The organism is Pyxidicoccus sp. M6 (assembly GCF_055568925.1).
In genome coordinates this window covers 5387735-5401533 of the sequence record NZ_CM145714.1, presented here as the reverse complement: position 1 = coordinate 5401533, position 13799 = coordinate 5387735, and the positions used below count along the sequence as shown (strand labels likewise).

Annotated in this window: 12 protein-coding genes; 5 read left to right on the top strand and 7 right to left on the bottom strand. The window is 68.9% G+C overall.

Features of this window, described 5'->3' with window-relative positions; translation table 11 throughout:
• Nucleotides 1–49: 49 nt before the first annotated feature.
• Together ACVTJA_RS21585 and ACVTJA_RS21580 are read right to left on the bottom strand one after the other, a co-directional pair.
• A complete protein-coding gene (locus ACVTJA_RS21585; RefSeq protein WP_465838809.1) occupies nt 50–202 on the bottom strand; it encodes a hypothetical protein in 153 nt (50 codons plus the stop codon).
• Complete coding sequence (locus tag ACVTJA_RS21580; RefSeq protein WP_465838807.1) at nt 193–396, bottom strand: hypothetical protein; 204 nt, start codon at nt 394–396, stop codon at nt 193–195. Before ACVTJA_RS21580 ends, ACVTJA_RS21585 begins: the two co-directional genes overlap by 10 nt.
• Nucleotides 397–880: 484 nt before the next feature.
• Here ACVTJA_RS21580 and hrpA point away from each other — a divergent pair, with 484 nt between their 5' ends.
• Nucleotides 881–4591: an ATP-dependent RNA helicase HrpA gene (gene hrpA, locus ACVTJA_RS21575; RefSeq protein WP_465838805.1), complete on the top strand. Its 3711-nt coding sequence runs from the start codon at nt 881–883 to the stop codon at nt 4589–4591.
• Between the two features lie 19 nt (nt 4592–4610).
• Here the strand turns inward: hrpA and ACVTJA_RS21570 are convergent, their stop codons facing one another.
• The 3 genes from ACVTJA_RS21570 to ACVTJA_RS21560 are packed head-to-tail and all read right to left on the bottom strand — an operon-like array spanning nt 4611 to nt 7419.
• Entirely contained in the window at nt 4611–5753 is a 1143-nt protein-coding gene (locus tag ACVTJA_RS21570) for an acyl-CoA dehydrogenase family protein (RefSeq protein WP_465838804.1), read from the bottom strand.
• A 2-nt stretch (nt 5754–5755) separates the two neighbouring features.
• Entirely contained in the window at nt 5756–6928 is a 1173-nt protein-coding gene (locus ACVTJA_RS21565; protein ID WP_465838802.1) for an acyl-CoA dehydrogenase family protein, read from the bottom strand.
• An 11-nt stretch (nt 6929–6939) separates the two neighbouring features.
• Nucleotides 6940–7419: a MarR family winged helix-turn-helix transcriptional regulator gene (locus ACVTJA_RS21560; protein WP_465838801.1), complete on the bottom strand. Its 480-nt coding sequence runs from the start codon at nt 7417–7419 to the stop codon at nt 6940–6942.
• Between the two features lie 48 nt (nt 7420–7467).
• Here ACVTJA_RS21560 and ACVTJA_RS21555 point away from each other — a divergent pair, with 48 nt between their 5' ends.
• The 4 genes from ACVTJA_RS21555 to ACVTJA_RS21540 all read left to right on the top strand — a co-directional run bounded on the left by ACVTJA_RS21555 (nt 7468) and on the right by ACVTJA_RS21540 (nt 11000).
• Nucleotides 7468–7710, top strand: a complete 243-nt coding sequence (locus ACVTJA_RS21555; RefSeq protein ID WP_465838800.1) for an Imm52 family immunity protein — start codon at nt 7468–7470, stop codon at nt 7708–7710.
• Nucleotides 7650–8192, top strand: a complete 543-nt coding sequence (locus ACVTJA_RS21550; protein ID WP_465838798.1) for an MFS transporter — start codon at nt 7650–7652, stop codon at nt 8190–8192. Before ACVTJA_RS21555 ends, ACVTJA_RS21550 begins: the two co-directional genes overlap by 61 nt.
• 529 nt (nt 8193–8721) lie before the next feature.
• Nucleotides 8722–10281 (top strand): papain-like cysteine protease family protein, encoded by a 1560-nt coding sequence (locus tag ACVTJA_RS21545; protein WP_465838797.1) that lies wholly within the window; start codon nt 8722–8724, stop codon nt 10279–10281.
• A gap of 59 nt (nt 10282–10340) precedes the next feature.
• Nucleotides 10341–11000: a hypothetical protein gene (locus tag ACVTJA_RS21540; RefSeq protein WP_465838796.1), complete on the top strand. Its 660-nt coding sequence runs from the start codon at nt 10341–10343 to the stop codon at nt 10998–11000.
• A 107-nt stretch (nt 11001–11107) separates the two neighbouring features.
• Here ACVTJA_RS21540 and ACVTJA_RS21535 read toward each other — a convergent pair whose 3' ends face one another.
• Both ACVTJA_RS21535 and ACVTJA_RS21530 read right to left on the bottom strand, forming a co-directional pair.
• On the bottom strand, nt 11108–11899 hold the full coding sequence (locus tag ACVTJA_RS21535; RefSeq protein ID WP_465838794.1) for an N-acetylmuramoyl-L-alanine amidase: 792 nt from the start codon (nt 11897–11899) through the stop codon (nt 11108–11110).
• 187 nt (nt 11900–12086) lie between these two features.
• The gene (locus ACVTJA_RS21530; protein ID WP_465838793.1) at nt 12087–13721 is read right to left on the bottom strand and encodes a hypothetical protein; all 1635 of its coding nucleotides are present in this window, start codon (nt 13719–13721) and stop codon (nt 12087–12089) included.
• Nucleotides 13722–13799: the final 78 nt, after the last annotated feature.

The following is a 13799-nucleotide window of genomic DNA, read 5'->3' as shown; positions in this document are numbered from 1 at the left end:
CTCTTTTCGGCAGAAGGCGCAGCACCCGGTGGCGTACCACTCGCATCAGTTACTCCACTTCATCGTGCTTGGACGGCGGCAATGCCTCGAAGCGCACGCCGCCCGCCCCCGGCACGAAGACGCAGTCCGGCACCAGCGAGAGGAAGTGCGGCGTCACCTGCAGGGCCGAGCCGAAGAACTGGATGAACGAGTTCAGGCCCAAAACTGCCCGCCACACCAGCCCTGGCGCCATGCCCTCCGCCGATACAGAGCGAACACCGCCCGCAGGAAGAGCGTGAGGACGTCCGAGAGCAGTCCCGCCTCCTTCAAGCCCCCACCACACCCGGTGCGGAAATGACAGCGCCATTGCTGGTAGGGCGCGTGCGGCAGCATCCGCTCCACCACGAACGCGGACATCGCCCAGCCGCTCCGCGACCTCCCGAACGGTTGGCAGCCGGCCGGCTTGCTATATTCGAGATGCAGGGAGTTAGGGCCGCGACCACGGGCAGGGCACTGCCTCCGACGCCGTCTCCCAAATGTCTCCAGGACTGGAGGGTACTCCGGGGGACAGGCGGGACTAGCGAGGACTCCCTGTGGATTCGAAGTGCCCGGATTTACTCGTAGTTGCTCAAAAGGCGTGTACCTTCGTGGGTTTAGGGCCACCTCTTCCACGGGTTTGAATCCCGTCGGGGACACTGAAGGCCAAGGCCGGAAGTCGCTGGAGACAGCGGCTTCCGGCCTCGGTGTTTTCGGGGTCCCTCTCGTTTCCGGAATGTCCCGGAGACGTATCCCGCCCCTCCTCCAGCATCTGGATGGCGCGGTGTTTCGCCCTCCAGGCGCGCAGGCGCCCACACGATTCGTCAGGGGCAGCGCGTGCGCTTCAGTGTTAGGCCATGCGGCCATGTCCGGCGAATCACCCGTCCCCACCCCCGGCGGCTTGCCCACCCTGCACTTCCCCCCCGAGCTCCCCATCTCGAGCCGGGTGGAGGACATCACCGCGGCCATCTCCGCCCATCAGGTGGTCATTGTCGCGGGGGCCACCGGCTCGGGGAAGACGACGCAGCTGCCGAAAGTCCTGCTCGCCATGGGGCGCGGCCGCCCACGCCAGATTGGCGTCACCCAGCCCCGGCGTATCGCCGCGACGAGCGTGGCGGCGCGCGTGGCTCGCGAGCTCGGCACGGAGCTGGGCACGGACGTCGGCTACCAGATTCGCTTCGAGGACCGCTCGTCCCGACAGACCGCCGTGAAGTTCATGACCGACGGCGTCCTGCTCGCGCAGATTCACAGCGACCCGCTCCTGAAACGCTACGACACCATCGTGCTCGATGAGGCCCACGAGCGCAGCCTCACCATCGACTTCCTGCTCGGGTGGCTCAAGCGCATCCTCCCCAGGCGCCCCGACCTCAAGGTGGTGGTGAGCTCGGCCACCATCGAGACCGAGCGCTTCTCGCAGTTCTTCGGGAAGGCTCCGGTCATCCAGGTGGAGGGCCGTACCTTTCCGGTGGACGTGCTCTACGAGCCGCCCCCCGAGGACGCCGAGCTCGCCGACTCCGTCGCCGATGCGGTGGCGAACGTGCTCTCGCTCGACCCGGACGGGGACGTCCTCGTGTTCCTCCCCGGCGAGCGGGAGATCCGCGAGGCCGAGAATGCCCTGAACGCGCGCGAGCTCCGCGGCACGGTGGTGCAGCCCCTGTACGCGCGCCTGTCGGCCGCCGAGCAGTCGCGCGTCTTCGCCACCATCCCCGAGCGCCGGGTCATCCTCGCCACCAACGTCGCGGAGACGTCGGTCACCATCCCGGGCATCGTGTACGTCGTGGACACGGGGGTGGCGCGCCTGTCGCGCTACGAGCCACGCTCGGGCACCACGCGCCTGCACATCGAGCCGGTCTCCCAGGCCAGCGCCGACCAGCGCAAGGGGCGCTGCGGCCGCGTGCGCGAGGGCATCTGCGTGCGCCTCTACGACGAGGCGGGCTTCACCACGCGGCCCGCCTTCACCGACCCGGAAATCAAGCGCACCGGGCTCGCGGGGGTCATCCTGCGGATGAAGTCCCTCGGCCTCGGTGACGTCGAGGACTTCCCCTTCCTCGACCCGCCCCAGCCGAGGGCCATCGCCGAGGGCTGGCGGGTGCTCGAGGAGCTCGGGGCCATCGAGGGCAAGGAGCGCACCTTGACGCCGCTCGGGCACCAGCTCGCGCGCTTCCCGGTGGACCCGCGCATCGCGCGGATGATTCTCGCCGGCGCCGAGTACGGGTGCCTGGACGAGGTGCTCATCGTCGCCGCGGCGCTCAACCTGCAGGACCCGCGCGAGCGGCCACGGGAGCTCGCGCAGAAGGCGGACGAGTTGCACCGGCGCTTCCGTGACGAGCACTCGGACTTCACGGGGCTCCTCAAGCTGTGGGCGTTCGTACGCGAGGCCGAGGGCCGGGGGACGTCCCATCTGCGGCGCGTGTGCCGGGACAACTTCCTGTCCTTCCTGCGGGTGCGCGAGTGGCGGGACGTCCAGCGCCAGCTCGAGGAGACCGTCCGCGAGCTGCGCCTGCCGCGCAAGGGCCGGGGCGCCCCGGCGCGCGGGGACGCCCTGCACCAGGCGCTCCTCACCGGGCTCCTGTCCCGCATCGGCCAGTGGAATCCGGAGCAGCGCCACTATACGGGCGCGAAGCAGACGCGCTTCATGGTCCACCCCTCGTCGGCGCTCGCGAAGAAGCCTCCTGCCTGGGCGATGGCATTCGAGCTCGTGGAGACGTCCCAGCTGTTCGCGCGCACCGTGGCGAAGCTCGACCCGGAGTGGCTCGCGGAGGCGGCCCCCCACCTGCTCAAACGCAGCTACTCCGAGCCGCACTGGTCGGAGAAGTCCGCGCGCGCCGTCGTGAAGGAGAACGCGACCCTCTTCGGGCTTCAGGTCTTCAAGGAGCGCCCCGTGGCCCTGGCCAGCATGGACCCCGCCCGGGCACGGCTGATGTTCCTAGAGCATGCCCTGGTGCGCGGCGAGTACCGCACCCGGGGGGCGTTCCAGGAGAAGAACCGCCAGGTGCTCGAGCGCGTGGCGCGCCTGCGGGACAAGGCCCGGCGCAGCGAGCTGCTCGACAGCGAGGCGCTGCTGGACTTCTTCGACCAGCGCGTCCCGGCGGACGTGACGGACGGAGCGAGCTTCGAGGTCTGGCGCCGCAAGGCCGAGGCGGCCGACCCCGACGTGCTCGTCCTCTCGATGGAGGATGCCCTCTCGGACGACCCGGGCCTGTCCCCGGCGCACTACCCGGACACCATCACCCTGCACGGCGCGTCCGTGCCGGTGACGTACACCTTCGACCCCGCGGCCGAGGACGACGGCATCACCCTGAGCGTGCCGCTGCTGCTGCTCGCCCAGCTGGTCCCGGGGGAGCTCGACTGGACCATCCCCGGGTGGCAGCGGGAGAAGCTCACCGCCCTGCTCGAGGAGGTCCCCCGTGCCCAGCGCAAGCAGTTGGGGCCGGTGCCGGCCCTGGTCGACCGTCTCGAGAAGGAACTGGTGCCCTTCCGCGGGCCGATGATTCCAGCGCTCGCGCGTGCGGTGTCCCGGCTGTGCGGCGTGGACGTGCCCGAGGAGTCCTTCCGGGCGGATGCCGTGGCGCCGTACCTGCGCATCACGCTCCGGGTGCTCGACGAGCGGGGAAAGGAGCTCGCGCGGAGCCGCGACGCCGACGCGCTGCTCGAGCAGCACGGGGGACGGGCACGGGCGGCGCTGCGCAGCGCGGCACCGACTTCGGACTGGGAGCGCAAGGGGCTGACGGCCTGGACCTTCGGAGAGCTGCCCCCCTTTGTCACCCGGCGGTTCGGCGGGCTCGAGGTCCGCAGCTACCCCGCGCTCGTCGACCGGGGCGCTGCCGTGGACCTGGTGCTGCTCGAGACATCCTCCGCCGCCGACGCGGCCACGCGCACGGGGGTCCGCCGGCTCCTGATGCTCGCCGCGCGCGGACACGTGGCCGTCAGCGCCTCGCGCATGCCGCCGCCCTTCCCGTCCCTCGACGGCGCGCCGCCCGCGCGGGGCCAGGCCGACGCCTTCCGGGCGCTCGTCCTCGCACGCAGCGTCGACGATGCGTTCAAGCTCGCACCGGGTGCGCCGCTGCCCCGCACGAAGGCGGCCTTCGAGGCGCTGGTCCGAGAGGGCTCACCGCGCATCGAGCCTACGGCCCGGGACTGGGCGAACGCCGTCGTTGTCACGTCCTCGGAGCTCGCCGCGACGCTCGCCGCACTCAAGTCAGCATCCAGGGGGCCGAGCGGCGCGGCGGCCGTGCGGGACATCCGCTCGCAGCTCGGGCACCTGTTCCCCGCGAACCTCATCGAGTGGGTTCCCTTCGCGCGCCTGCTGAACTACCCGCGCTACCTCCTCGCGGCCCAGGCACGGCTGTCGCGTGCGGTGGCGAACCCCGGCAAGGACGCAGGGAAGGCCGCGCCCTTCACTCCCCTGTGGGAGACCTTCCTCACCAGGCGCGCCACCGTGCGTGACCAGGAGGCGGCGCAGGAGCTGCGGTGGGCCTTCGAGGAGCTCCGCGTGGCCCTCTTCGCTCCGGAGGTGACGACGCCCGTGTCGGTGACGGTGGCGAAGGTCGGCGCGGCCCTCGCGGCGCTGCGCTAGAAACTCGAGCGTTGGCCTTTCAGTAGCCCTCGGCCTTCGCGATGAGCTCGTTCATGATTTCGCGAGTGCCGCCGCCAATCGGATAGAGGCGGGCGTCGCGGTACAGCCGCTCCACCATCTGCTCGCGCATGTAGCCGAAGCCACCGTGCAGCTGCACCGCCTCGTCCGTCACCGCGCTGCACATGTCCGTGGCGACGTTCTTGGCCATCGCCGCGAGCGAGGGCTGCTCATCGCCAGCGAGGTAGCGCGTGATGACCTCTCCGGCGAGGGCGCGCGCCGCGGCGATGCGCGTCTGCATCTCGGCGAGCTTGTGACGGGTGACCTGGAAGCCGATGAGCGGCTTGTCGAAGGCCTGCCGCTCCCGCGCGTAGGCCAGGCTCTGGCGGAAGGCGAGCTCGGCGATGGCGACGCACTGGGTGGCGAGCGCCAGCCGCTCGGCGACGAAGTTCATCATGATGGCGACGAAGCCCTCGTTCTCCTCGCCGATCAGATTCGCGGCGGGGACCCGGCAATCCTCGAACGTCAGCTCGGCCGTGTCGCTCGCCCACCAACCCATCTTCTTGAGCTTCTTCGAGACATGGAAGCCGGGCGTCGTGCGCTCAATCACCAGGAGCGAGATGCCCGAGTGCTTGGGGCCGCCGGTACGCACCGCGGTGGTGACGAAGTCGGCGCGGACGCCCGAGGTGATGAAGGTCTTCGCTCCGTTGACGACGAAGTGGTCGCCGTCGCGGACCGCCCGGGTCTTCAGGGAGGCGACGTCCGAACCGCCGTTGGGCTCCGTGATGGCCAGCGCGGAGATCTTCTCCCCGCGGAGCACGGGCGTGCCGAAGCGTCGCTTCTGCTCGTCGTTGCCGAGCCGCATGATGGGCGGCAGGGCGATTCCGAGCGAGCCCAGGCCCACGCAGGTGCCCACCGAGTGGCCGGCGAGCACGAGCTCCTCGCTCGCGACGAGCACGTGGCTGAGGTCTCCGCCCGCGCCGCCCAGTGCCTCGGGGTAGCCGAGCCCGAGGAGGCCGGCGGCGGCCGCCTTGCCGTACAGCTCGCGGGGGAACTCCTCCGCCTCCTCCCACGCGTGGGCGAAAGGGGCAATCTCCTTCGCGGCGAAGCGGCGCACCTGATCCCGCAGCGCAGCATGGTCCTCTCTTTCGAACAGATAGGGCATGGTCAAGAGGCCTTCTTCTTGCGGGGGAGGATGCCCATCAGCTTGCAGATGATTCCGAGCATCACCTCGTCCGCACCCCCGCCGATGGAGATCAGCCGGCTGTCACGGAAGTTGCGGGAGACGGGGTTGTCCCAGGTGTAGCCCATGCCACCCCAGTACTGCAGGCAGGCGTCGGTGACGACGCGCGAGAGCCGGCCGGCCTTGAGCTTGCACATGGAGGACAGCTTGACGGTCTCCATGTCGTCCGGGTTCGCGACGTACATCTCGCACGTGCGGTAGACGAGTGCGCGGAGCGCCTCGATTTCGCTCTGCAGCTCGGCGAGCTTGAAGTGGACGGACTGGTTGTCGAGGATCGACATGCCGAAGGCCTGACGTTCGCGCGTGTAGTCGATGGTCTGCTGGACCGCCCGGTCGAGGGCCTTCAAGGTGCTCGCCGAGCCGAAGAGCCGTTCCTCCTGGAACTGCTGCATCTGCATCATGAAGCCGGCGCCCTCCTCGCCGATGCGGTAGCGCTGGGGGACGCGGACGTTGTCGAAGAAGAGCTGGGCGGTGTCCGAGGCCCACATGCCAATCTTCTTGAGCTTCTTCGCCCGGCTGACGCCCCTGGCCTTCATGGGGACCACGATGAGCGACTTGTTCACGTGCGGCTTGTCGTCGCTGGTGTTCGCGAGCAGGCAGATCCAGTCGGACTGCATGCCGTTGGTGATCCACATCTTGCTGCCGTTGATGACGTAGTCGTCGCCGTCCTTCACCGCGGTGGTCTTCAAACCGGCCACGTCGGAGCCCGCGCCCGGCTCGCTGACGCCCACCGACGCGATCAGCTCGCCCTGGATGGTGGGAGCCAGGAACTCCCGCTTCAGCTCCTCGGAGCCATAGCGGGCCAGCGCTGGCGTGGCCATGTCCGTCTGTACGCCGATCGCCATCGGGACCGCGCCGCAGTTGCAGTGGCCGAGCTCCTCGGCGAACGCGACCGAGTAGGAGTAGTCCAGCCCGGAGCCGCCGTGCTCGGTGGGCTTGGTGATTCCGAGCAACCCCAGCGCGCCCATCTTCTTGAAGAGCTCCCGTGCCGGAAAGATCTCCGCCTCCTCCCAGGCATCGACGTGCGGGTTGATTTCCTCATCGATGAAGCGGGCGACGGTGGCGCGGAGCTTCTGATGTTCTTCCGTGAAGAGCATTGTCTGGATCCTCAGGCCTTCTCGCGTTTGCTTCCGTTCGCCTTCTCGATCTGCACGGCGACTTCTCCGGCGAGCCCGTGCAGGAGCTTGAACAACTGCTTCTGCTCCGAGGGCTCCATGGCGTTGATGGCTCGCCGCAGGATGGCCCAGGGCGCTACGTTGACCTGGCGGGCAATCTTGCTCCCGTGCTCGGTCAACCGGATGTGCCAGATGCGGCGGTCTTCCTGGGACTGCTCGCGCTTCACCAGCCCGGCTTCGACCATCCGGTCGACGATGCCCGTCACCGTGGAGTTCTGGGTCGCCAGCCGGCGCCCCAGCTCCGAGCAGGTCAGGTCCTCGATCTGATCGAGCAGCATGATGACGTTGAGCTGTGTCGGGCTGACGCCCACGCGCTCGCACTCGATGCGGGCCAGCCGGCGCCCCTCCGCCTGGAGGTAGATGAGGGTCTCGATGATGAGGTCGAGGTCCCGACCCTTCGCTTTCGAAAACATTTCGTATAGCGAACTATCGGGTCAAGTGAAGGAAGTCAATGCCCCCCGATGGACCGCGCGCTCGCCACGCTCCAGCTCCGTCATCGGGGCACGGTGCCGCCGCTGCCCGCTCCGGTGCGCATCGAGCCGCTGGAGGACAAGGGCACGCTCATCATCCGGACTCCGGAGCGCTTCATGGCGGCCAACCCCGAGCACGTGGCGCTCGCCTCCTCCCGATGTGCGCGACTGGGGTGCTCACGCTGGGGCTCGCGCTCGGAGTCTTCGCCGTCGGCCACGTCATCCTGGGAGTGAGCTCGGGCTTCGCGCTCCTGCTGGGCGTGCGCTTCGTCACCGCCCTCGCAACCGGTGCCTTCTGGTCGGTAGCCGCGGTCGTCGCGGCGCGTGCCGCCGGTGAGGCGGCGAGCATGCGCGCCATGGGCATCGTGCAAGCGGGCGGGATGCTCGCCGTCGTGCTCGGCGTCCCGCTCGGTGCCTTCGCAGGCCAGGTCATGGGCTGGCGTGGACCGTTCTGGGCGCTCGCGGTGCTCGCGGCCGTCGGCGCCCTCATCGTCTACCGCATGGTGGCGCCCGACGACGCGGACCACCCGATTCCTTCGATTCGCGCGGAGCTCGCCGGGGTCGCGCTGGAGACGTCACTGGGCGCGACGGGACCCGTGGTCGTCGGAACGGCCATCGCCGCGCTCTACTTTCTGCCGCTGGGCCTCCTGGTTGCCAGGGAGCAAGCCGCCGGTTCGCTCCGCAAGGGCCCGCTCCCATCGTCGTGCACGGCGTGATGGCCCGGCTCGGCGCCGCCTCGCCTCCGAGCCCAGAGCCGCGGTTGCGAACCCGGTGCCACACACCCGATACCGGCCAGCCAGGATGGCCCCCATGTCTCAGGGCTCTGCTCCCCGCTCGCGCAGGGCCATGAGCGCCGGAAGGCCGGAAGTCGCTGGAGACAGCGGCTTCCGGCCTTGTTGTTTCCGGGGCTCGGCGCGGCTCCAGGATGTCTCCAGGCCGGAGACTCGCCGCGGACATCCAGCTCCGCACCCTCTACTGGGATACCAGCGCCCTTCATCGAGCCCTGGCAATGCAAGGCTTGCCTGGGTTGTCTTCCGTTGGAACGCAGGCCTTGCCTCCTGTGCAACCGTTGCATGAGCCCAATCTCCTGGCTCGCGCTCTCGGCACCCGTCTCCTCGCAGAGCTTCAACAACTGGCACTGCCTTTGCTCAAGGGTGTGTGTCTTTTGAATGAAGCCGTGCGGTCTGTCGCCGGAGCGGGCCTGCGCGGTGCATCCATCATCCGGCAAAGGAGAGGGAAACACCGATGAGAAAGCTCGAGCTCACGACACGCGTCGTCCTCGGTGCCGCGCTGCTAGCGGGCTGCGGGGCGCAACCAGGAGAGGACATCGGGGAAGACGTCGCTCAAACCGAGCAGACGCTCGCCCAGCAAGCCGACAGAAACAGCGCGAGTCCCATGCCGCTGGCGGTCGCGAGTGACGACCCGGCGGCATCCAGGGATAAGCCGCTCCCGGCCGGCCCCGCCCTCGACGGCAGGGCCGCCGTGGCCAGGACCGGCGACGCCCCCACGGGCGGCACGACCGGTCCGCTGGCGAAGTGGTACACGGGACTCCTCGCCCCTGGAGCACAGCAGCACTGGTACTGGAACAACGCCCCCAGCACCGCTGTGTACAAGGTCGGGTTCGCACCGTCCGGTTCGGGCACCGCGGGCTCCTGCCAGTTCCAGGTCATGCGCTCCTGGGACGTCCAGCAACCCGGCGGCGAGCGCGAGTTCCACTTCATCGTGAAGAACACGAGCAGCATCTCCTGCGGCGCGAACATCCTGCTGCAATCGGAGGCTGCCGCCAGCACCTGGTTGACCGGGGCGGTCAGCCCCGGTGCCACGCAAGGCTGGACCTGGAACAACGCCAACCCGCTCAATGCCGCGCACTACGTCAGCGTCGCGCCCAGCGGCGCCACCAGCACCAGCACCTGCGAGTTCGAGGTGACCCGCTCCTGGTACAGCCAGCAGCCGAGCGGAGAGCGGCGGTTCCATTTCTACGTCAAGAACATCGGCAGCATCACCTGCGGCGCCCAAATCCTGCTCGCAACGAATGTCAATGTGAACGCGTCCTGGTCGACGGGAACCATCAGCCCTGGAGGCACCGCCGCCTGGTTCTGGAACAACGCCAACCCGCTCAACCGGGTGTACGTGCCGGGAGTCTCTCCCCTCGGAGCGACGTCGGCCACCAGCTGCCAGCTCGAGCTGCTGCCCACCTACTTCATGGAAATGCTCAATCCGGACCGCACCACCCAGCGGCGTTACTACGTCGGCGTCAAGAACGTCGGGGCGATCAGCTGCTCCGGAACGATGCTGCTCAACTATCTCGACCCGGCAAACACAAACCCGCTGCCGGCCAACCTGTTCCCGCAGCAGACGCATTCGTGGTGCTGGGCGGCCAGTGGCGAGATGGTCATGAAGTACCTGGGCGGCATGGTTTCACAGTGCGAGCAGGCCAACCGGCGCTTCGGTCGTACCGACTGCTGCAACAGCCCCACCCCATCGGCCTGCATCAACGGCGGCTGGCCCGAGTTCTGGAGATACGGTTTCACCTACAACACCGGAGGCGCCCTGAGCTGGACCGACCTGAAGGCGCAGATCGATTTGCGGCGCACGCCCTTCGCGTATTCGTGGGCCTGGGACGGAGGCGGCGGCCACATGATGGTGGTCACCGGATACAAAGTCATCAACGGCCAGAACTGGGTAAGCGTCAACGACCCCTGGGCCCCCAACGAGGGCAGCCAGCGAGACATCCTCTACGCCGACTACGTCGACGGCACGGGCTACTCGCACTGGACCGACTTCTACAACGTCACCCGGAACTAGCCACACGTGAAGAGAACAAGAATTCCGACCCATCAAATCAAGACGAGAAGGAGCACAAGATGCGTTGCAAGATCCTGGTTTCGTTCAGCGTGTGGATGATGCTCATTGGGACGGCGGCTTTCGCCGGGGAGAAGCTGGCTTCCATTGTCGTGGAGCCAGCAGCGCAGGCCGCCTCGGTGCGGGCCTTGAAGGAGCTGGGAGGGCAGACCGGGCCACGGCTGGCGGGGATGCCGGACTCCGCTCAGATGGACAAGGCCGCGCTCGGCGAACCATACGTGGTGAGCATGGTGCGGCTCGACGAGCTGCGGAAATACCAGCCTGGGTCCGCTTCTGATCCCGCGCAGCTGCTGCACGACATGTTGACGGTGGTGTACCCGCTCCAGGTCGCCGGCAAGGTGCACGGTGAGATGGTGGTGAGCAAGGTGGATGGGGTCTGGAGCGCGCGCGGCTTCGCCGGACCCGCCCATGTGCAGGCGATGGAGCGCATCCGCGGGCGGGTCGTGAACACCGCTGGCGGCCCTGTCGGACCGACGCTGCTCGTGCGAGTGCCGGCGCTCAATATCGAGTTCATCGCCCATCGCGATGCGACCGGTCTACAGCTGACGCCCATCACCGACTTCGCGGCCGCGGGCCTCGAGGCGGGACAGACGCTGCCCGCCTCCCGCGTCTTCGAGCTGCTGTCGCCCCTGGCCCGGCAGCACAACGGCCTGCCCACCTGAGCGCGGCCCCTCGCCACCCGCGATGACCTCCGCGGGTGGCGACCGTCATCCTGGGACCCGCGCCGCGCGTGGCTCCCGTCACGGAGTCGAGACGGGAGCCGCGAGGGTCACTGCACCTTCTTCTCGGTGGCGCGGAGGATGCGGTCGAAGTCGAAGTTCTCCGACGGGTCCTTCTTCTGGGGATTGGTCTCCTTGTGGCCCACGACGTTCCCGGTGGGGACGTCGTAGCGCTTGGAGAGGTAGGGCACGAGCTTCTCGAGCGCCTTGTACTGGGCCTCGGTGTAGCCGTCCTTGCCATCGCCCTCATTGACGATCTCGATGCCGATGGAGCGGTCGTTCACGTCCTTGCCGTCGCCATGCAGCGAGCCATCACCGGCGTGCCAGGCGCGCTTCTGGTCGCCGACGAGCTGGTAGATGGTGCCGTCCTTGCCAATCATGTAGTGGGCGCTGACCTTGCCGCCGTTGAGCTTCTCCTTGAGCCACTGCTTGGCCTGGCCAACGAGGCCGCCCCCCTCGCCGGTGAGCGTCTCGAGGCTGCTCCTGTCGGAGCCATCGGCGGTGTGGTGGAGGACGATGGTGTCGATGTCCGCGCCGGCGGGACGGTCGTTGTAGCGGTCCGACTTCGCCGGACGGACTTGCATCTCCGGCGTCGGGTTGGTCGGGTCGGTGGACGGCGGCGTCAGGGGCGCCGGGCCCTTGGGAGCCGTCCCGGTGCCGTAGCCCGGAGGCGCCTTGCCCGGGCTCGGGGAGGGCGTGGGGCGCGTCTTGGGAGGCTCGAAGCTGTCCACGGGGCGCGGCGAGGGCGAGGCCCCAGGGGTGGGCTTGGGCTCCGGGCGCGGCGCGTCCTTGAACGGGCGCAGGAGGGTGTTGTTCACGAAGCGATTGATGGGGTTGAACATGGGGGACTCTGGGGGGGAGAGCGTGGGACGAAGTAGGAAGAACAACGGGATTGCCGCAGCCCGAAATCACGAGCTGCGTCTTCGTTAGAAAGACACCGCCACTGGACGGTGGCGCACGCGTCCATCACGACTGACGCGTGCCCCGGCGCATGGCCTCCGCGCCTCAGCGCGGCGGCCGGGAGGGCGCTCAGGCGGCGATGTACCGGCGGGACTCGTCGCGCACCTGCTGCTGGAGGACTCCATCCGCGACCAGGGCGCGGACGACCGGGGACGTGTCCCGCAGCAACTGGTTGCCGGTGACCTTGCGGCCCTTGTCCCGTAGGAGCACGTCCTCCCACCTGGCCTCGGCCTCGATCTTGCCGCCGTTGCCGGCCTCGCTGAGGCCCCACTCGCCCTTCAGCGTCTTGGTGCCGTAGAGCTGGGCATCCACCTCCACGGGCACGTTGCCCAGGTTGGTGAGTACGCCCTCCACGTCGCCGTCGGCGGCGCTCCGGGCAATCTTCGCCGCGAGGCCATCCTTGGCGAGGTCCTTGGCGTCCACGGTCAGCTTCAGCTTGCCGCCGCCGCCGACCTCCGCGGTCACGCCGCCGGCGGTGACACCGCCCGTGGCCTTCGCGTCGACCTCGAAGGAGACCTTGGACTCCGTCCGCTTCACGTCGAGGTGGGGGGCCTCGCCCTTGAGCAGCTTCAGCGGGTTGAGGTCGCCCTTCAGCTCGAACTTGTTCGACACGGTGGCGGTGGCCTTGCCCTCGGCGCTGCCGGCGACGCCGACGCCCGTGCCGCCCTTCAGCTTGCCCTCGAGCTGCGCGGAGCTGGTGACGGTGGCCGTGGGCGGGTGGGTGAAGGAGATTTCCAGGCCATGCTCCACCTTGCCCTTGGCCACGCCCTTCAGGCCGGAGCCCTCCAGGTCCGCGCCCGGCAGGCCCAGCTTGGCGGACAGCTCCAGCGCCGAGGAGCCCTTCACGGTGACGCCGCTCAGGTGGTCCTGGAGGAACTTGAGGTCCTCGGCGGCCTTCGAGGAGCCGTCCACCTTCTCGGCCGCGTCGCCCACCTTGTCGGCGCCCCAGGCCACCACCTTGCCCAGCGGCCCCGGGAGGTTCTTCTTGGCCTTGTCCTCCACGCCGCGGGCCGTGTCCGCCACCTTCCCGGCGACGCCGTCCACCACCGCCTGCGTCAGGGTGCCCTTGGCATCCGCGGCGACGCGCGACAGCGTCTCGACGGCGCGCGCGGCCTCCTCGGGCGTGTCGAACTTGAACTTGGGGCTGATGCTCGCGGCGGCCTCGGCGTTGAGCTCGTTGCCCTGGTCGATTTCCGCGCCGCCGGTGACCTTGCCCTCGGCGGTGAGGGTGACTTCGTACTGCTCCTTGCCCGTCGCGGGGTCCTTGACGCGCGTAATCTTCGCCTCACCGCTGGCGCCGACGCCGGCATTCACGCCCTCGCCGAGGCTGCCCTGGCCGCCGAGCTTCACCGACAGGGTGTCGCCGTCCGAGTTGAGCGCCGTCTTCAGCGCGCCCACGGTGTCGCCCTTGGCCAGCTTCGCCGCCACCATCTGCTCACCCGCCACGAAGGTGCCCAGCTCGCTGGGGAACTTCTTCAGCGCCTCGAGGGGCGAGCTCTGCGCCGGCGCCTTCACCGGGGTGGCCTGACCGTTGGGCTTCAGCTCGACCTTCCCCTTGGCTCCCCCAGCCGCGCCCGCAGCCGCGAAGGTGTCCTTCGGAGCGGCCTGCTTCGGCGCCGCCGCTGGCTTCGGGGGAGCAGCGGGCGGGGGCGGAGGCGGGGCCTTCTGAACCGACTGCGTCTTGCGAGTGTCATCGATGCGCATGGCGACGCTCCTGCATCTGCGGGGGGATGCAGGTGTTATCGGGATGTGGGTATTTATGGTTTCCTGTCAGTTTTCCGG